The sequence below is a fragment of the Nonomuraea sp. GTA35 genome (assembly GCF_041950525.1).
Lineage (GTDB): Bacteria > Actinomycetota > Actinomycetes > Streptosporangiales > Streptosporangiaceae > Nonomuraea.
In genome coordinates this window covers 371,497-389,847 of sequence record NZ_JBGNUV010000009.1, presented here as the reverse complement: position 1 = coordinate 389,847, position 18,351 = coordinate 371,497, and the positions used below count along the sequence as shown (strand labels likewise).

Genomic DNA, 18,351 nt, shown 5'->3' with positions numbered 1-18,351 from the left:
AGGAGGCCGGCCCATGTACCGGTCACGTGTGGCCACGCTCGGCGTGGCGGCGCTCGTCCTGGCCGCCTGCGGCGGCAACGGCGCCGAAGCGCCCCAGAAGAAGACCGAGCTGACCCTCTACAACGACAAGGGCGCCTGGACCAAGTACTTCGACGAGATGGGCGCCCTGTCCAAGCAGAGCATCGGCCTGGGCATGAAGCCGACGGGATACACGGACTCGGCGCAGTACCAGGCCTTCATCAAGGCGTCGTTCCGCACGAACGTCAAGCCCGACCTGTTCACCTGGCAGACCGGGGGGATGCTGGAGGAGATCGTCAAGCAGAAGCAGGTGGCCGACACCACGGCCGTCTGGCAGGAGGCGATCAAGGCGGGTGACCTGTCGCAGGACCTCGCCCCGTACTACACGATCGGCGGCAAGCAGTACTGCGTGCCGATGAACGTCGCCTACTGGGGCATGTTCTACAACAAGAAGATCTTCGACCAGTACGAGCTGAAACCGCCCCAGACCTGGGACGACCTCGTGAAAACGGCCGAAACGCTCAAGAAGAACGGCGTCAAGGCCTTCTACCACACCAGCGTGCTGTTCTCGTTCGTCTGGTTCGAGCAGCTCATGGCCGGCACCGACCCCGACCTGTACGACCGCCTGTCCACCGGCAAGGCCAAGTACACCGACCCCGGCGTGGTGCAGGTGATGGAGCGCTGGAAGCAGCTCATCGACGCCGGCTACTTCATCAACCCGGGTGACAAGACCGACCCCGGCGACGTGCTGAAGACCGGCAAGGCGGCGATGGTCTCGTTCGGCACCTGGTTCAACACCAGCATGACCACGCGCAGCATGAAGGCCGGCGCCGACTACGACTTCTTCGTCATCCCGAACGTCAACCCGGCGCTGCCGAAGACGTCCATGATCTTCGAGAGCGGGCCGCTGTGCTCGCTCACCAAGGCGGCCGACCCCGACGCCGGCATGAAGTACCTGAAGTGGTGGACCACCTCCGAGGCGCAGGACAAGTGGGCCAAGAGCCGGGGTGACGTCAGCGCCAACCCGAAGGTGACGATCGACGACAAGGTGCTCGGCGCGGTCACCAAGGACGCAGGCAGCGGGAAGTACCGGCTGGTCAACCGCTACTTCGAGGCGACGCCGCCGCCGATCCTGACCGCCGCGCTCGACGGGTTCAGCAAGTTCGTGACCGAGCCCGGCACCTACCAGGAGGTCCTGCAGACGATCCAGAAGGCGGCGGACGAGTACTGGAGCACGCATCAGTGAGTCGCGCCGCTCCCATCCTCGGCAGGTTCAGGTACGGCTACGTGGCGCCGGCGGCGCTGCTGGTCGCGGTGCTGCTGTACGCGCCGTTCGTGTGGACGGCGTACCTGAGCCTGACCCGCTACGACGGCCTGGAGTCGCCGGCCTGGGTGGGCCTGGCCAACTTCGCCGAGCTGTTCGACGACGCGGCGCTGATCACCTCGACCCGTAACACGCTGATCTGGGTGATCGGCACCATGGTGCTGCCGGTCGGGCTCGGGCTGCTGGTGGCGGTGCTGTCCTACGACATCAAGGGCGGCGCGTGGTACCGGGTGCCGTTCATGCTGCCGTACGCGCTGAGCGGCGCCGGGCTGGCCATGGTGTGGAGCCCGATCCTGTCGCACGGCGGCATCGCGAACCTGCTGATCGGCGTGGACACCGCGTTCCTGCAGGAGGCGCCGGCGAACACGTTCGCGATGCTGGCGGTCTGGACGTGGCAGCAGCTCGGCGTGAACACGCTGCTGTTCGTGGTGGGGCTGCAGTCCATCCCGAGGGAGCCGATCGAGGCGGCGCGGCTGGACGGGGCGTCGGGCTGGCGGCTGTTCCGGCACGTGATCTGGCCGCTCATGCGGCCGCTGACGGCGGTCGTGGTGGGGCTGGCGCTGGTGTCGAGCCTGAAGACGTTCGACATCGTCTGGGTGCTGACCCAGGGCGGCCCCGGGCGCAACTCCGAGACGCTGGCGGTGACCATGTACAAGGAGACGTTCGTGGCCAGCGACTACGGTTACGGCTCGGCCGTCGCGGTGATGCTGACCGTCGTGACGGGGCTGGCGTCGTACCTGTACCTGCGCAGGCAGGTGACGGCCGCATGATCAGGCGTGCCGTGCTCGTCCTGCTCGGGCTGGTCTGGCTCGGGCCGACGTACCTGCTGCTGGTCAACGCCTCGCGGCCGGCGGACGACTACGACCCGGCCGCGGCGTGGGTGCCGTCCGGCGACTTCGCGCTGCTGGAGAACTTCGCGCGGGCCGTGGACGGCGCGAACCTCGGCGGCAGCCTGGCCAGCACCGCGCTCTACAGCGTCGTCTCGCCGCTGCTCGGCGTGCTGATCGGGGCGCTGGCCGGGTACGTGATCGTGGTGCTGCGGCTGCGGCACGGGTTCTGGTGGTTCCTGCTGATCTTCGGCGGCACCGTCTTCCCCTCGCAGATGTTGCTCGTGCCGCTCTTCGTCGGCTACAGCGACGCCGGTCTGTACGACAGCCGCCTCGGCCTGATCCTCGTCTACACGGCGATCAACGTGCCGCTGGCCGCGTTCGTGCTGCGCAACTTCTACTCCGGCATCGCCTTCTCGATCTTCGAGGCCGCGCGCATGGACGGCGCCTCGACCTTCCGCGTCTTCTGGCGCATCTACCTGCCGATGTCGTTTTCTGCGTTGACGGCCGTGTTCATCCTGGAATTCACCTTCATCTGGAACGACCTCGTCTTCGGCCTCACCCTCACCCAGACCGAGGACGTGCGGCCGGTCATGACGGCCATCGCGGGCCTCATGACCGACGTCTACGCCGGCACCCCGGTCCCCGTCGGCCTGGCGGCGGGGCTGGTGGTCTCGCTGCCGACGGTCGTGCTGTTCCTCGCCACCCAGCGCCTGTTCGCCAGGGGCCTTTCTCTAGGGAGTGTTCAATGACCAGCCGGTTGCTCCAGCGCAGCCTGGGAAGCCCCGACTACGACGGGATCAGGCAGGCGCTGCGCGACGACACCTCGACGCCCGTGATCAGCGTGCGCGGGCTGGAGGTGCGGGTCGCGGTGCTGCCGCTGTTCACCCATGACGGCCGCCAGGCGGTCAGGGTCTCCAGCACCGAGCCGCTGACGCACGTGCTGGTCGGCGTGGACAGCGCGTCCGGCAGCGACGTGACGCTGCTGGTGCCCGAGGTGGACGAGCCGCGCGTGCTGACCCTGGAGTGCCGCGACGACGCCGGGGTGGTCGGCAGCGCGCGGATCACGGTGACGCCGCAGCGCAAGTGGCACGTGTTCGTGGTGCACCACTCGCATCTCGACATCGGTTACACCGACCCGCAGGGCACGGTGCTGCGCCACCACCTCGACTACCTCGACGCGGCGCTGCGGCTGGCGGAGGAGACCGCGTCCTGGCCGGACGACGCGAAGTTCCGGTGGACGGTCGAGTCGTCGATGCCGGCGCTCAGGTGGCTCGACAACCGGCCGAAGGAGATGGTCGACTCGTTCGCGGCGCTGGCCAGGGCGGGCTCGATCGAGGTGACCGCGCTGCCGTTCCAGCTCCACACCGAGGCGTGCTCGACCGAGGAGCTGCGCCGGCAGCTCCGCTTCACCACGCAGCTCGAACAGCGCTACGGCTTCGCCACCCGGTCGGCCATGCACACCGACGTGCCGGGGGCCGTGGTCGGGCTGGTGGACGCGCTCAGCGCGGCGGGCGTGCGGTATCTCGCGGCGGCGCACAACTGGGCCGGCCGGTCGGTGCCCTACCTGCACGGCGGCGACAAGCTGACCAGGCCGTTCCGGTGGCGGGCGCCGAGCGGGAACGAGATCCTCGTGTGGTTCACCGACACGCCGCACGGGATGGCGTACATGGAGGGCAACACGGTCGGGCTCACCGACTCCTACGAGCTGGCCGACGACCTGCTGCCGCGGTACCTGTCCGCGCTGGCGACGCGGGGTTACCCGTACGGTCCCGGCACGTTCGGCTGGCAGGGGCCCGACGCGCCGAAGGAGCCGTACGAGCTGGACGTGCTGCACCTGCGCGTGCAGGGCGCGCACGCCGACAACGCGGGCCCGTCGATCGTGCCCGCGACGATCGCCCGCCGGTGGAACGAGCAGTGGGCCTACCCGAGGCTGCGCTCGGCCGTGAACAGCGACTTCTTCGAGCACGTCGAGGAGCGTTACCACGACCGGCTGGCCGTGCACGAGGGCGACTGGACCGACTGGTGGGCCGACGGGCTCGGCTCCGGCGCGCGCCCCCTCGGCTACGTCCGCCGGGCGCAGTCGGCGCTGCGCGTGGCCGAGACGCTGCACACGCTCGCCGGGGTGGACGCCACCGAGCAGGTGGACGCCGCCTACGACAAGGTCGCCCTGTTCAACGAGCACACCTGGGGCGCGGCCAACCCGTGGGAGGACGCCGAGGAGGCGGGCGACTCCGGCGGCCTGCAGTGGACGCGCAAGTCGTCCGGCGCGTACGCGGCCCAGGACGACGCCGCCGACCTGCTGCACGCCGGGATCCGCAGGTTCGCCGCGGCGCTGTCGGAGTCGGGCGTCGAGGGCGGCGCGCTGGCCTCGTTCGCCGTGTTCAACCCCGGCACCCGGGCGCGCACCGATGTCGTGCGGGCCTTCCTGCCCAGGGACGTGGTGGGCGTGGACGTGCCGATCGCGCTGGTGGACGCCAGGACGGGGGCGACGCTGCCGCACCACGAGGAGTTCGTGGACCCGGACGACTGGCCGACCCGGCCGATCGGGCGGCACATCCACGCCGTCGTGCCTGACATTTCCGGATACGGCTATGTACGGGTGGACGTCGTTCCCGGCGAGAGCCAGGCGCCGGAGCCGGTCGAGCTCGACCTGAGCGGGGTGATCGAGAACGAGTTCTACCGGGTCGCGTACGACGTTCGCGAAGGGTACGTCTCCTCGATCTTCGACAAGCGGGCGGGCCGGGAGCTGGTCAACGGCGACGCGGCGGCCGGCTTCGGCCAGTACGTCTACGACCGCTACGCCACCGCCCCCCATTTCAACCACCTGTCGGGGCACGTGGGCGCGCACGACCGCACCCTGCTCGGCGACCGCGCCATCGGCACCCACGCCACCATCAAGGAGGCCAGGCGCACGGCCGTCGGCGAGAAGCTGGTCGTGGAGCTGCGCGGCAAGGGCGTCGACTGGATCCGCACCACGATCGAGCTGCACTACGGCGTGCCCCGCCTCGACCTGACCTACCAGCTCGCCAAGCAGGGCACGCCCGCCAAGGAGGCCGTCTTCCTGGCCTTCCCGTTCGCCGCGGGACCGGCCACGGCCTGGGAGCTGACCGGCGGCGTCGGCGGCCCCGACGTGCCCAGGGTGCCGGGCTCGGCCGAGTACATGCTGCCGATCAGGCACTGGATCGCCTTCGAGGACCCCGAGCTGACCGTCGCCTGGGCCACGCTGGAGGCGCCGCTGGTGCAGCTCGGCACCATCCACATGCCGTACGCGCCGTTCCCGCCGACGCTCGACCAGGAGGACGGCACCGTCTACTCGTGGGCGCTCAACAACATCTGGGACACCAACTTCCCCGCGCAGCAGCAGGGTGAGACCACCTTCCGGTACGCGGTCACCTCCCAGGCGGGCGCCGTGGGCAGGCGGCTGGGGACGGAGGCGGCCTCGGGGCTCACCGAGCCGTTCGTCGGCGCGCTGATCACCGACAGCCCCGCGAGCGAGGAGACGTACGTCCGCGTCGATCATCCTGACGTCCTGGTCACGTCCCTGGGCTGGGACGGCGTGCGGCTTCAGTCGCTGGCCGCGCAGCCCGTCGAGGTCAGGGTGTCGCGGCCGGGGCACGAGACAGCCGAGGTGACGCTGCCCGCCTGCGGGGTGGCCGTGGTCAGGGGGACGCGCCAGTGAAGATCGCCGACATCCGGGCCACCACGGTCGCGGTCCCGCTGGAGGCGCCGCTGCGGCACAGCAACGGCGCCCACTGGGGCCGGTTCGTCCGCACGCTCGTCGAGGTCGAGGCCGACAACGGGCTGGTCGGGCTGGGGGAGATGGGAGGCGGGGGCGAGAGCGCGGAGTCGGCCTTCCGGGCTCTCAAGCCCTACCTGGAGGGCCACGACCCGTTCCAGCTCGAAGCGCTGCGCTTCAAGATCGCGAACCCGACGGCCTCGCTCTACAACAACCGCACGCAGCTCCTGGCCGCCATCGAGTTCGCCTGCCTCGACCTCATCGGACAGCACCTCGGGGTGCCCGCCTGCGACCTGCTCGGCGGGCGGCTGCGGGACGCGGTGCCGTTCGCGTCGTACCTGTTCTTCCGGTACGCGGCCGGCGGCCACGGCGAGATCCGCACCCCGGAGCAGCTCGTCGAGCACACCAGGGGGCTCAAGGAGGCGCACGGGTTCACCGTGCACAAGCTCAAGGGCGGGGTGTTCCCGCCGGACTACGAGCTGGAGTGCTACCGGGCGCTGGCCGAGGCGTTCCCCGGCGACCGGCTCAGGTACGACCCCAACGCCGTGCTGTCGGTGGCCGAGGGGCTGCGCTTCGGCCGTGCCATCGAGCACCTGAACAACGACTACCTGGAGGACCCGGTCTGGGGGCTCGAAGGGCTGCGGGCCGTGCGCGAGCAGGTCAGGGTGCCGCTGGCGACCAACACGGTCGTGGTCAACTTCGAGCAGCTCGCCTCGAACGTGCTGCGCAGGGGCGCCGACGTGGTGCTGCTCGACACGACGTTCTGGGGCGGGATCAGGCCGTGCGTGAAGGCGGCGGCGGTGTGCGAGACGTTCCAGCTCGGCGTGGCCGTGCACTCGTCGGGAGAGCTGGGCGTGCAGCTCGCGACCATGCTGCATCTGGGCGCGGTGCTGCCGAACCTGACCTACGCCGCCGACGCGCACTACCACCAGCTCAAGGACGACGTGATCGAGGGCGGCAAGATGGCGTACGCGCAGGGCGCCATCGCCGTGCCGGAAGGCCCCGGGCTGGGGGTCCGGCTGGACCCCGAGCGGGTCGCCCGCTATGCCGAGTTCTACCGGGAGACGGGGGGCTATCCGTACGACCGCGATCCCGGGCGGCCCGGCTGGTACGCCACGGTCCCCAACGAGCGATTCGCCGATCCGGATATGTCTGTCGAAGTCACACCATAATTGGTCTACATGTCTGAAGAGTCGAAGCCGGCCACCCCTGCCGACAACCTCGTCACCACCTTCCACACCTTGCCGTCCGGGCAGTCCTACACCGCCACGACCGGCACCGTCGTGCTGCGCGAAGAGGTGACCACGGACGGCAGGTTCGAGGGATTGCGCCCGAAGGCCGAGGTGTTCGTCACCGCGTACACGATGGACGGTGCCGACCCGCTGAGCAGGCCCATCACGTTCGCGTTCAACGGCGGGCCCGGGTCGTCCAGCGTGTGGCTGCACCTGGGGGTGCTCGGGCCGCGCCGGGTCGTGATGGGCGACGCGGGGGCGCTGCTGCCGCCGCCGTACGGGCTGACGGACAACGAGGAGAGCCTGCTGCGGGTGAGCGACCTGGTCTTCATCGACCCGATCTCCACCGGCTACTCGCGGGTGGCGGAGGGGGAGAAGGCGGAGCCGTACCACGGCTTCTCCGGCGACCTGGAGTCCATCGGCGAGGTGATCAGGTTGTGGACCACCAGGAACGGGCGGTGGATGTCGCCGAAGTTCCTGGCGGGCGAGTCGTACGGGACGGTCAGGGCGTCCGGGCTGGCCGAGCACCTGCAGTCGCGCTACGGCATGTACCTCAACGGGGTGATGCTGATCTCCTCGGTGCTCGACTACATCACCGGCGAGTTCAACGAGGGCAACGACCTGGCCTACGCCCTGTACCTGCCGACGTACGCGGCCATCGCGCACCACCACGGCCTGCACGGCGACCGGCCGCTGGCCGACGTGCTGCGCGAGGCCGAGGCGTACGCCGATCGCGACTACCTGTGGGCGCTGGCCCGCGGCAACCGCCTCTCGGGGCAGGAGCGCGCGGCCGCGGTGGCGAAGGTCGCGGCGCTGACCGGGCTCAGCGAGGACTACGTGGACCGGGTGAACCTGCGCATCGAGCACATCCGCTTCTTCACCGAGGTGCTGCGCCCGCGCCGCCAGATCGTCGGCCGGCTCGACGGCCGGTTCACCGGCTGGGACCCCGACGCCGGCCGCGAGCACTTCACCACCGACCCCAGCATGGACGCCATCATGGGGCCCTACAGCGCGGCGCTCAACCACTACCTGCGCACCGAGCTGGGCTACGCCAACGACCTGCCGTACGAGATCCTCACCTCGCGCGTGCACCCCTGGTCGTACAAGGAGTTCGAGAACGCGCACGTGCAGGTGGCCTCCCGCCTCTCCTCGGCCATGCGCATCAACCCCCACCTGCGGGTGCACGTGGCCTGCGGCTACCACGACGGCGCGACGCCGTACTTCGCGGCCGAGCACACCTTCGCCCACCTGGCCGTGCCCGCCGAGCTGGCCGCCAACGTCGAGTTCAAGTACTACGAGGCCGGCCACATGATGTACGTGCACGAGCCCAGCAGGCTCCAGCAGTCAGCGGACCTTGCGGCCTTCGTGCTCGGCGAGCAGGCGTGAGGCCCGCTCCAGGCGCTGCCTGAGGTTGACGCGCAGGGCGGTGAACCGTTCGGGGTTGTCGCGGATGACGGCCCGCTGCAGTTCGGCGTCGGCCGCGTACCAGGCGGCGACCAGGCCGGACGACCACTTGCACGCGGTGTCGGCGGTCGCGGTCTGCTTCTCCTCCTCGGTGACGGCCGGCTCGTCGAGGTCCCAGCGGCTGTCGGCGATGGCCGCCTCGGGCGCCGGGTACGTGTGCCCGGCCCTGCTCATGCAGGCCGACCAGCGCTTGACCGCGGCGGTGACCGACGGGTGCTTGGCGGCCTGCTCCAGCGTGAGCGAGTCCTGCAGGGCCAGCCACGGCCAGTCCGCCTTGCGCACCCCCCTGTCCAGGTTGAGCGTCGCGCGGTCGAGGCAGCCGCGGTCGGCGGCGGTGCCGTACAGGCGGTGGCGGGTGCGTTTGGGCAGCTTGCCCGCCCAGGTCCCGGTGGTGTCGGGCGAGGGCGGCCTGGCCAGGTGGTAGCCGCTGCGCCTGGCCGCCTCGGGGTCGGTGACGCCGTAGCGGCGGGAGTTGCCGGGGTCCACCGCGGCCAGCATGGACGGGTCCTCGGCGGGCGGGGAGATGGCGATGCCCTGCTTGCGCATGCACCGCACGACGAGACGGTTGTGGGCGTTGCCCAGGACGGCCCGCTGCTGGGGAGTGGTCTTGTAGGCGTCGAACGGCAGCGTCAGCTCCGAGACGGAGGTGACGCCCCGTACGGGCGCCGGTGGCGCGGGCTGCTCGGCCCCGCAGGCCGCGGTGGTCGTCATCAGCAGCAGCGTGCTCGCGATAAGTCCGCGGCAGCCGGTTTCCGGCGGCCAAGCCCGGAAACCGGCACTCCCCTTAATGCTCAGTGGCACCAGATGTCGATCGCGCTGGCGCGGTTGTTGCCGATGGCGTTGTTCGCCAGGAAACCGTCGTTCGAGTTGTGCGTGAACGTGCTGTGGGCGCCGGTGTAACCGGGGTGCTGCCAGAGGGTGGCGCTGCAGCCGACCCGGTTCCTGATCGAGCTGGTCTCGTTGTTCATGCTGTGCCAGGAATTGCTGAAGTCCCAGTTCAGCCAGTTGTTGTCGGCGAAGTTCGAGTCGTCCTTGGTGAAGTCCCGCCAGTGGTCGACCTGGCCGCGGTTGTAGTCGAACCCGGCGTACAGGCAGACGCGACCTCCGTAGCAGGTCGAGCGGGGGCTTGCCGCCGCGGTGGCAGCGGGGGCGACCACGGCGAACATCGCGGCCGCGGCGACGAAGCCGGCGGCCTTCTTGAATAGCCTCACAGGTCTCTCCTCGATCGGTGAGTCATTTCGACCTCGTAACTTAGCGTGCAGAATCGAACACGAGTCGTTGTGACTCGCTGATCCCGTAAAGGCTTCGCGCCCGGGTGAGGGTCGCGTGCCCGGCCCGCCAGACCCACTCGTATCGTGCGGTGACCTGGGTGTCCGTCGCATTGACGCAACTGTTGCCACCTCGGGTGGGCGAGCGGAGGAACCCGTGACCCAGCCGAGGGGCAGTTATTTCGAAGTTGTCATTCGGGAAGGGCCGCGGGATTCTGCGCCAGCAGCCCGCCGTCCACGCGGTGCTCGGCTCCGGTGATGAACGAGGAGCGCGGCCCCGCCAGGAACGCCACCAGCTCCGCCACCTCCTCCGGCCTGCCCACCCGGCCCAGCGGATGGGACCGGCCCCACTGCGCGACCTGCTCGTCCTGCGACAGCTCGCCCCGCCACAGGTCCGCCGCCCAGCGCAGCATCGGCGTGTCCACCGAGCCGGGGCAGACCGCGTTCACCCTGACGCCGTCGGCCGCGTGGTCCAGCGCCATGGCCCGCACCAGGCCGTTCAGCGCCGCCTTGCTCGTGCTGTAGGCCGCCACCCGCGCCTGCGAGGCGAACGCCTGCACCGACGAGACCACCACGATCGAGCCGCCGCCGCGCTCGCGCAGCCTGGGGACGGCGGCCTTGCAGGTGAGGTAGACGCCCTTGAGGTTGATGTCCATCACCTCGTCCCAGACCTCCTCCGGGGTGTCCTCGACGGTTCCGTAACGTTGCACGCCCGCGCAGGTCACCACGACGTCGAGGCCGCCGTACCGGGTGACGGCCAGGTCCACCAGGTCGCGCAGCTCGCCGGCCCTGCGCACGTCGGCGATCCTGCCCGTGACGCGCTCGCCGTCCTGCTCGGCCTCCTTGTCCACGCCGCAGAACACCACCGACGCCCCGCCGGCGGCCAGCCGGTCCACCACCGCGCGCCCGATGCCCGTCGAGCCGCCCGTGACCAGCGCCACCTTGCCGTCGAACTCCTTCACGCCAGCACCTCCGCGCGCACCCTCAGTACCTTCGTCTCGTGCGGGTCCAGGACGAGGGCCGTGCCGTTGGCCACGGCGGCGGCCAGTCCGTCGGTCGGCATGCCGGCGAACGGCTCCAGCCCGACCGTGTACGCCCGTCCCCACCACGGGTAGCAGGTGGACGCGCCGAGCTCCTGCCACATCCACAGGTAGGGCAGCACCGTCGCATCCCATTCCACCCGCATAGCGATATCCCCAGAAATTTCGTACCAACCCTCGTCGCCGAAGCCGGTCAGGTAGACGATGTCGCTCGGCGCCCCCGGCCCCGGCACGACGCTCAGATCCGTCTCGCCGGCCCCGCTTTCGTGGGTGGGCACTGTAGGCCACGTCCATGGCCCTCCCGCCCGCACCCTGCGCTCCGGAGGATTGATCGCGCTCTCGTGCGGGATCACGGTGACGCCCGCGGGCAGCCTGATCCGGGCTCCCGGGCGCAGGAACGGCGGGCCGTACACGATGTGCTGGCCCCACATGGCGTGCAGCCGCAGGCCCGACTCGTTCGTGGCCCGCCCCTCGATCTCCAGCGCCGCCGTGCCCGACCGCAGCCGGAAGACCTTCTCCATCCGGTACGGCAACCGCCGCGTCCGCACGCTCAGCCGTACCGCGACCTCCTCGGGGGAGTCGGCCACGACCTCGCAGTCCCACGGCAGCCCCGACACCTCGCCGTGCTGCGCCAGCCGCGCGCCCCGGTACTCGCTCGGCGCGCCGCCGCTGGGGAAGATCTCCTGCCAGCCGCCCTCGTAGTGGTCGATGAACTGGGCGACGTCGTCGGCGGCGCCCTGGAGGTGGTCGCGCGGGTCGCGCAGGCCCTGCGGCGCCAGCCAGACGAAGTCGGTGTCGGTGGGCTTGTGCAGCAGCTCCACCACGTCCCCGCCCTTGCCGGGCAGCACGGTCACCCGCAGCCGCTCGTTCTCCAGGGTCACCGCCCGCAGCCCGTCGATCGTGCCGTGCCGCAGCCGGGCCGCCCAGTTGCGTCTCAACGGAACGTCACGTCCAGGAACCGGGGGCGGTAGATGGTGACGTCGCGGTAGTGGTCGGTGTTGACGAAGCTGTTGACGTTGTACGACACCACGAGCCCCGGGCCGTCGATCTCGGGGTGGGCGTGGGCGTTGTAGGTGAAGATGTTCCCGCTCGTCTCGGGCGTGGTGTAGACGTGCTGCTTGCCGGTGAACGGGCCGAAGGGGGAGCACGCGGAGTAGGCCACGATGTTCGGGCTCAGCACCTCGGTCGTGTCGTGCGTGATCAGCACGTAGCCGTCGCCGACCCGGCTGACGCTGTACTCGTTCGCCACCCCGCTCATCACCCTCGCGGAGTCGGCCTCGTTCGCCGACCAGGTGCCGTCGGCCTTGAGGTACTCCCAGCGCCCGAGCAGGCTCTGCCCGCGGACCCGGGCGACGTGCATGTACTTGGGCGAGCCGAGGTCCTCGACCCCGTAGACGTAGGTGTAGCCGCCGTCCTTCAGGATGCCCGAGGCCCAGGCCACGCCGTGCCCGCTCGGCAGGTCGTGCACGCTGATCGGCCGTTCCAGACGCCCCGGCGCGAACCTGGCGACCACGTTGCGATGCCAGCGCCAGTCCCACGCCCCCGTGCCGAACCGCTCGTACTCCTGGTAGGTGACCTCGACCACCCCGCCGGCGAGCGTCGCGTCACCGGCCCAGAACCAGTGCTTGGAGTCGCGCGGCGGCATCACGGCCGTCGGCTTCTCGGCGGTGCCGTCGTGGATCGTGGACAGCCGCCCGTTGCGCTCGACGGCGAAGGAGTTGTTCAGGAACACGGTCGTCCCGCCCTCCTCGACCACCGGCGGCCGGGACCCGTCGGGGTTGACCTGCCCGAGGAAGGTGTCGGAGAACACCCAGAGCTCCTTGCCGCTGGGGAGTCTCAGCGAGTAGGTGCCGTCGGCGCCCGTCCAGTCGTCCAGGCGGCTGTTGTCGTTGCCGTGGGCGGTGAACAGGCTGGTCAGCCGCGCGTTGGTGGCGGTGCCTCGCACGCTGGGCGCGCAGGCGGAGGCGGCCGTCGCGGCCTGCTGCTGCTCCTGGGCGGTGGGCACCGGCCTGGGCGGCGCGGCCCAGACGGGTTGCGGCACGGCCGTGAAGCCGGCCAGGGCGATGGCGAGGGGTGCCAGGGCGGTGCGGAATCGCGTCATCACACGTCCTAGGGGGGAGGGGTTCCCTACAGTTCTAGTCATTAGATCACTTACTGTCCAGAGTCCCCGCGAACGCGCGAAAATCCGGATGACCGCGTGGCGGGCCGCCCGTTAACCTGCCGGGATGGGCCACGTTGAAGTAGGACATCTGACGTACGTGCTGCCTGACGGGCGTCCCCTGCTCAACGACGTGTCCTTCAGGATCGGCGAAGGCGTCAAGGCGGCGCTGGTCGGGCCCAACGGCGCGGGCAAGACCACGCTGATGCGCCTGATCGCCGGCGACCTCCAGCCGGTCGAGGGCAGCGTGGCCAGCTCCGGCGGGCTGGGCGTGATGCGGCAGTTCATCGGCAGCGTGCGCGACGGCAGCAACGTGCGCGACCTGCTGCTGGGCGTGGCGCCGCCCGCCGTGCGGCAGGCGGCCGAGCGGCTCGACGCGGCCGAACTGGTGATGATGGAGCGCGACGACGAGAAGACGCAGATGCGTTACGCGCAGGCCATCAGCGACTACACCGACGCCGGCGGTTACGACATCGAGGTGCTCTGGGACACCTGTACGGTGGCCGCCCTCGGCGTGCCCTTCGAAAGGCTGAAATATCGGGACGTGTCGACGCTGTCAGGCGGCGAGCAGAAGCGCCTGGTCCTGGAGGCGCTGCTGCGCGGCCCCGACCAGACCCTGCTGCTCGACGAGCCCGACAACTACCTCGACGTCCCCGGCAAGGAGTGGCTGGAGCAGCAGCTCAAGGAGACGCCCAAGACCGTGCTGCTGGTCAGCCACGACCGCCAGCTCCTGGCGAACTCCGCCGACCGCATCATCACCGTCGAGTCCGGCAACATCTGGATCCACGGTGGCGGCTTCACCACGTACGCCGAGGCCCGCAAGGCCCGCAACGAGCGCCTCGACGAGCTGCGCAGGCGCTGGGACGAGGAGCACGCCAAGCTCAAGGCCCTGGTCAACATGCTGAAGAACAAGGCCCGCTACAACGACGGCATGGCCCCGGCCTACCACGCGGCCCAGACGCGGCTGCGCAAGTTCGAGGAGGCCGGGCCGCCCGAGGTGGCGCCGAGCGAGCAGAACATCAAGATGCGCCTGCGCGGCGGCCGCACCGGCAAGCGGGCGGTGATCTGCGAGGGGCTGGAGCTCACCGGCCTGATGCGCCCCTTCGACCTGGAGGTCTGGTACGGCGAGCGCGTCGCGGTCCTCGGCTCCAACGGCTCCGGCAAGTCGCACTTCCTGCGCCTGCTGGCGGGCGAGCCGGTCGCCCACGAGGGCGGCGCCAGGCTGGGCGCCCGGGTGGTCCCCGGCCACTTCGCCCAGACCCACGCCCGCCCCGACCTGCTCGGCCGCACCCCCGTCGAGATCGTCATGACCGAGCACGCCAGGCTCAAGAACGAGGCCATGAAGATCCTGGCCCGCTACGAGCTGGCCGGGCTGATCGCCGAGCAGCGCTTCGACACGCTGTCCGGCGGGCAGCAGGCACGCCTGCAGATCCTGCTGCTGGAGCTGTCGGGGGCCACGCTGCTGCTGCTCGACGAGCCGACCGACAACCTCGACCTGGCCAGCGCGGAGGCTCTCCAGGCCGGCTTGGAGGCGTTCGACGGCACGGTGCTGGCGGTCACCCACGACCGGTGGTTCGCCGCCGACTTCGACCGTTACCTGGTCTTCGGCTCCGACGGCACGGTCTACGAGTCGCCGGAGCCGGTCTGGGACGAGTCGCGGGTGGTGCGCCCGCGTTAAAGGTTCGGTACGGCTGGCGCGTGTCCCGCCCCGGCCGGGCCCATGCTCGGGTTATCACGGCAAAGTGATCCCGCGCAGCCGTACCGTCAGCCTTCTTGTCGCACTGGGGGCGATCTCCTTGTCCGCGTGTGCGAGCGAGGAGAAGCCCGTCCAGCAGCTCAAGCCGCTCGCTCTCAAGGAGCAGGCCTCCAACATCGTCAAGTCCGCCGACGGGTACGCCGTCACCTGGGCGGGCGTGCTCAGCAACGCCAATCCGTGGCACTTCGGCGAGCACGTGGTGGCCACGATCGTCGGGCACGACGCCCGGGGCGCCGAGGTGGTCAGGATGGACCAGCCGCTCGACGCCGTGCCGCCGGGCGGGTCGCTGGCCTTCACCGGCCAGGCCAGCGCCACCCAGAAGCCGGCGAAGGTGACGATCCAGTACCGGCCCGCGCAGTGGCGGCAGGCGGCGCGGATCGCCTCGGCGTTCCAGCGGTTCCCGACCTCGCGTGTCCAGACAATGCGCCAGAAAGATGGCACGTACCTTATTACGGGATATGTGGATAACCCTTATAAAATACCGGCGAGCACGCTGGTCGTGAACGCGCTGCTGCGCGACAAGGCGGGCAAGCTGCTCGGCGGCGGCAGCACGTTCGTGGACGAGGTGGAGGCGGGCAGCCCGCCGCGCTTCATCCTCACGGTGAGCGGCCTGCCGAAGGGCGCCGCCGTGGCCACCACCGAGATCACCGCCAGGACCTGGGGATCCACCGGCCGCCCCTACGAGGAGCTGGTGCTCAGCGGGGCCGTGCCCGTGCACACGGTCAAGCCGACGACCGAGCCGTTCGCCGTGGACCGCAGCACGCAGATCGTCTCTGAATATAAGCAGTGATTTCCGCAAAAATCGGGCCATCGATGGTGACCGTGCGCATTATGCGTACGAAATCCGGCCGCTCCGCCAGACAAGCCCATGCCATCGTCGTGAACAGGTAGAACTACTAGTTACCGATCCATTACCTTAAGTCACATGAATGACCGCGTCCTGGTCGAAGCACTCCGCGCCCGTGATCCAGGAGCACTGTCCGCGCTCTATGACGCCCACGCGGAGAGCGTCTACCGCTACTGCTGGTCCCTGCTGCTGAGCGCCGAGAGCGCCCAGGTGGCGCTGCGTGACACGCTGATCGCCGCCGAGGCGCACGCCGGCGCGCTCGCCGACCCCGAGCGGCTGCGCCCCTGGCTGTACGCGCTGGCCAGGGTCGAGTGCCTGCGCCGCCGCGCCGCCGCGCCACCGGGCGCCGCCGAAGGCCTGGCCGAGGCGCCGCCGCTGGACGATCCTGCGGACGCCGACGTGCGCGTCATGGCCTGGAACGCCGTCCAGAGCCTGCCCGTGGCCGAGCGCGAGGTGCTGGAGCTGGTCCACCGGCACGGGCTGCCCGCCGACGACCTGGCCCAGGTCGTCGGCCTCCCGCCGCGCCAGCTCGGACTGCTCCTGGAGGAGGCCGGCGAGCTCCTGCGCGACGCGATCACGGCCGAGGTCCTGGCCAGGAAGGGCCCGTACGACTGCCCGCGCCGCGCCCGCATCCTGGCGGGCTTCGCGGGCGAGCTGACCCAGGAGATGCGCGAGCACCTGGTCAAGCACCTGCCGCGCTGCGAGACCTGCGCCCCGCACCGCACCCGGGAGGTGTCGCCCGCCAAGGTCTACGACCTGCTGCCCGGCGCCGTGCTGCCCGAGTCGCTGCGCATCAGGGTGATGAGCTGCTTCGCCGACCCCGAGCTGCTGCCCTACCGCCGTTACGTCGCCAGGCGTACGGGTGTGCTGGGAGCCGCCGGGTTTCCCGTTCCAGCGGAACGGCAGGTTCGGCGGTGGCCTCAGGCGCTGGCAGGCGCGCTGGCGGCGGTCGCGGCCGTGGTGGCGATAGCGATGATCTTCGATCGGATCGGAAGGGACAACGGTGGGGTCACAGGCATCGCGACGGCCGCGTTCCCGGCGACGGGCGAGCCGCCGGGCATCCGGCTGCCCTGGCAGGCGAACCCGCAGGATGAGCCGCTGACCGTGGTCCCCATCGTCGACAACGCCACCACGCAGCCCCTCGGGGTGACCGGTTCGCCGTCACCTTCGACGCAGGCGCCGCCCCCCGCCGTGCCGTCGCACGTGCAGTCGTCGCCGACCAGCGGCCCGCCGCCCACGGAGCCTCCGGACGAGTACGAGGAGCCCGAGCCCACGGATCCCGGCCGGCCGTCGGAGCCGCCGCCCGGCAGCCCCCCGGAGGAGCCGAAGCCGTCCGACCCGAGCACCCGCACCCCCTGCCCGACCCCGACCCCGACCCCGACTCCCACGCCGACCCCCAGCCAGACCCCCACCCCGACCGCCACGCCGACGGAGCCGGCCACCCCCACGCCCACGGAGGAGCCCCCGGGCACGCCCTCGCAGACGACCTCCTGAGGCTGTCGGACCTTTACGTTACGTGCGCGAACCGGCGGGAACTGTGTGCATAGAGTAACCATTGGTTTCAGGGGGACCTATGCGCGCATATCGGGCGGGGCTCCTCGCAGGCTGCCTGCTGATGAGCCTGTGCCCGCCGGTGGAGGCCGATCGGGGGCCCTCCTCCCGTGATGTCCAGAAGGCCCGGCAGACCGTACGTGAGCGCTCCAAGGAGCTGAGCCGGACGACCGCCGAGCTGGCGACCGCCCAGTCGCGCCTGGACGCGCTGGCGGCCGAGGTGGAGCGGCTGGTGGAGGCGTACAACGGGGAGGTCGTCCGGCTGCGGCAGGCCGAGCTGGCCCACCAGCAGGCCGGGGTCCGGCTGGCGGCGGCCGACGCGGAGGCGGAGCGGGCCAGGCAGGCCGTGGCGCTGCTGGCGTCGGAGAGCTACGGCGGGCTCGGGATGGTGCACCCGATCGTCGGCATGCTGTCCGACCGGGGCGGCACGGACGGGTTCCTGCACCGTGCGGGCGTGCTCGGTCACCTCAACGACGAGCGGGCGGCCGTCCTCGGCCGGATGCGTGACGCCCAGGAGGTCGCGGCGATCCTGCGAGCCCAGGCCGCCGCCGCCCACACGGCCAGGCAGGAGGCGGCGGAACGCGCCCGGCAGGCCAAACTTGCCGCCGAGGAGGCGGTGCTGGGCCAGCGGCGCGAGACCAGGCAGCTCACGGCCCGCAAGGAGAGCCTGCAGCGCGCGGTGGACGCGGCGCGCAGCCGCGCGGAGCTGCTGGCCAGGCGGCGCCAGGTGGCGCTGTCGGGGCTGGTCGGCGGCGGCTCGGCGATGGGCGACGTGGCGGCCAACTGGGCGCTCACCCAGCTCGGCAAGCCGTACGTGTGGGCCGCCGACGGGCCCGAGACCTACGACTGCTCAGGGCTGTCGATGCGGGCCTGGGAGAAGGCGGGCGTCCGGCTCGACCACTGGACCGGCACCCAGTGGACCTCGGGCCCGCACGTGCCGCTCGACCAGCTACGCCGCGGCGACCTGCTGTTCTTCGCCCACAACGGCGACCCGTCGACCATCCACCACGTCGGGATCTACGTCGGGCGCGACCAGATGGTGCACGCCCCGCAGACCGGCGACGTGGTGCGGGTCGCCTCGATCTGGCGCGGGGACCTGGTGGGCGCCACCAGGCCCCGCTGAGGAG

Annotated in this window: 15 protein-coding genes; 10 read left to right on the top strand and 5 right to left on the bottom strand. The window is 70.8% G+C overall.

The window, feature by feature from the left end; genetic code table 11:
- Positions 1–13 precede the first annotated feature (13 nt).
- Genes ACBJ32_RS36165 through ACBJ32_RS36140 form a run of 6 tightly spaced genes read left to right on the top strand, consistent with a single transcriptional unit; the run spans position 14 to position 8,526 of the window.
- Positions 14–1,264, top strand: coding sequence for an ABC transporter substrate-binding protein (locus ACBJ32_RS36165; RefSeq protein WP_375130560.1), 1,251 nt, complete (start codon positions 14–16; stop codon positions 1,262–1,264).
- Complete coding sequence (locus ACBJ32_RS36160) at positions 1,261–2,112, top strand: sugar ABC transporter permease (RefSeq protein WP_357881021.1); 852 nt, start codon at positions 1,261–1,263, stop codon at positions 2,110–2,112. Before ACBJ32_RS36165 ends, ACBJ32_RS36160 begins: the two co-directional genes overlap by 4 nt.
- A complete protein-coding gene (locus ACBJ32_RS36155; protein ID WP_375130559.1) occupies positions 2,109–2,921 on the top strand; it encodes a carbohydrate ABC transporter permease in 813 nt (270 codons plus the stop codon). The genes ACBJ32_RS36160 and ACBJ32_RS36155 overlap by 4 nt, the downstream gene beginning before the upstream one ends.
- Complete coding sequence (locus ACBJ32_RS36150) at positions 2,918–5,851, top strand: glycoside hydrolase family 38 C-terminal domain-containing protein (protein ID WP_375130558.1); 2,934 nt, start codon at positions 2,918–2,920, stop codon at positions 5,849–5,851. The genes ACBJ32_RS36155 and ACBJ32_RS36150 overlap by 4 nt, the downstream gene beginning before the upstream one ends.
- Positions 5,848–7,080, top strand: coding sequence for an enolase C-terminal domain-like protein (locus ACBJ32_RS36145; RefSeq protein WP_375130557.1), 1,233 nt, complete (start codon positions 5,848–5,850; stop codon positions 7,078–7,080). Before ACBJ32_RS36150 ends, ACBJ32_RS36145 begins: the two co-directional genes overlap by 4 nt.
- 9 nt (positions 7,081–7,089) lie before the next feature.
- Positions 7,090–8,526, top strand: coding sequence for a S10 family peptidase (locus ACBJ32_RS36140; RefSeq protein WP_375130556.1), 1,437 nt, complete (start codon positions 7,090–7,092; stop codon positions 8,524–8,526).
- Here ACBJ32_RS36140 and ACBJ32_RS36135 read toward each other — a convergent pair.
- The 5 genes from ACBJ32_RS36135 to ACBJ32_RS36115 all read right to left on the bottom strand — a co-directional run bounded on the left by ACBJ32_RS36135 (position 8,485) and on the right by ACBJ32_RS36115 (position 13,013).
- A complete protein-coding gene (locus tag ACBJ32_RS36135) occupies positions 8,485–9,315 on the bottom strand; it encodes a hypothetical protein (RefSeq protein ID WP_357881034.1) in 831 nt (276 codons plus the stop codon). The genes ACBJ32_RS36140 and ACBJ32_RS36135 overlap by 42 nt on opposite strands.
- An 80-nt stretch (positions 9,316–9,395) precedes the next feature.
- Positions 9,396–9,815 carry a peptidase inhibitor family I36 protein gene (locus ACBJ32_RS36130; protein ID WP_357881037.1) on the bottom strand — a complete coding sequence of 140 codons (420 nt, stop codon included), beginning with the start codon at positions 9,813–9,815 and terminating at the stop codon, positions 9,396–9,398.
- 248 nt (positions 9,816–10,063) lie between these two features.
- Positions 10,064–10,834 (bottom strand): SDR family NAD(P)-dependent oxidoreductase, encoded by a 771-nt coding sequence (locus ACBJ32_RS36125; protein WP_375130555.1) that lies wholly within the window; start codon positions 10,832–10,834, stop codon positions 10,064–10,066.
- A complete protein-coding gene (locus tag ACBJ32_RS36120) occupies positions 10,831–11,850 on the bottom strand; it encodes a DUF4432 family protein (protein WP_375130554.1) in 1,020 nt (339 codons plus the stop codon). Before ACBJ32_RS36120 ends, ACBJ32_RS36125 begins: the two co-directional genes overlap by 4 nt.
- A complete protein-coding gene (locus ACBJ32_RS36115; protein ID WP_375130553.1) occupies positions 11,847–13,013 on the bottom strand; it encodes a DUF4185 domain-containing protein in 1,167 nt (388 codons plus the stop codon). The genes ACBJ32_RS36120 and ACBJ32_RS36115 overlap by 4 nt, the downstream gene beginning before the upstream one ends.
- 124 nt (positions 13,014–13,137) lie before the next feature.
- Between ACBJ32_RS36115 and ACBJ32_RS36110 the strand changes: the two genes are divergently transcribed.
- The 4 genes from ACBJ32_RS36110 to ACBJ32_RS36095 all read left to right on the top strand — a co-directional run bounded on the left by ACBJ32_RS36110 (position 13,138) and on the right by ACBJ32_RS36095 (position 18,347).
- Positions 13,138–14,748 carry an ABC-F family ATP-binding cassette domain-containing protein gene (locus tag ACBJ32_RS36110; RefSeq protein WP_375130552.1) on the top strand — a complete coding sequence of 537 codons (1,611 nt, stop codon included), beginning with the start codon at positions 13,138–13,140 and terminating at the stop codon, positions 14,746–14,748.
- Between the two features lie 64 nt (positions 14,749–14,812).
- Positions 14,813–15,616: a hypothetical protein gene (locus ACBJ32_RS36105; RefSeq protein WP_375130551.1), complete on the top strand. Its 804-nt coding sequence runs from the start codon at positions 14,813–14,815 to the stop codon at positions 15,614–15,616.
- A 135-nt stretch (positions 15,617–15,751) separates the two neighbouring features.
- Positions 15,752–17,167 carry an RNA polymerase sigma factor gene (locus tag ACBJ32_RS36100; protein WP_375130550.1) on the top strand — a complete coding sequence of 472 codons (1,416 nt, stop codon included), beginning with the start codon at positions 15,752–15,754 and terminating at the stop codon, positions 17,165–17,167.
- Positions 17,168–17,246: 79 nt separating this feature from the next.
- Positions 17,247–18,347: an NlpC/P60 family protein gene (locus ACBJ32_RS36095; RefSeq protein WP_375130549.1), complete on the top strand. Its 1,101-nt coding sequence runs from the start codon at positions 17,247–17,249 to the stop codon at positions 18,345–18,347.
- The last annotated feature ends 4 nt before the right edge of the window (positions 18,348–18,351 follow it).

Coding starts and splice junctions, on each gene's coding strand:
- ACBJ32_RS36115 (WP_375130553.1), bottom strand. CDS start 13,013: ATGACGCGATTCCGCACCGCCCTGGCACCCCTCGCCATCGCCCTGGCC.
- ACBJ32_RS36165 (WP_375130560.1), top strand. CDS start 14: ATGTACCGGTCACGTGTGGCCACGCTCGGCGTGGCGGCGCTCGTCCTG.
- ACBJ32_RS36150 (WP_375130558.1), top strand. CDS start 2,918: ATGACCAGCCGGTTGCTCCAGCGCAGCCTGGGAAGCCCCGACTACGAC.
- ACBJ32_RS36140 (WP_375130556.1), top strand. CDS start 7,090: ATGTCTGAAGAGTCGAAGCCGGCCACCCCTGCCGACAACCTCGTCACC.
- ACBJ32_RS36100 (WP_375130550.1), top strand. CDS start 15,752: ATGAATGACCGCGTCCTGGTCGAAGCACTCCGCGCCCGTGATCCAGGA.
- ACBJ32_RS36155 (WP_375130559.1), top strand. CDS start 2,109: ATGATCAGGCGTGCCGTGCTCGTCCTGCTCGGGCTGGTCTGGCTCGGG.
- ACBJ32_RS36095 (WP_375130549.1), top strand. CDS start 17,247: ATGCGCGCATATCGGGCGGGGCTCCTCGCAGGCTGCCTGCTGATGAGC.
- ACBJ32_RS36110 (WP_375130552.1), top strand. CDS start 13,138: ATGGGCCACGTTGAAGTAGGACATCTGACGTACGTGCTGCCTGACGGG.
- ACBJ32_RS36135 (WP_357881034.1), bottom strand. CDS start 9,315: ATGACGACCACCGCGGCCTGCGGGGCCGAGCAGCCCGCGCCACCGGCG.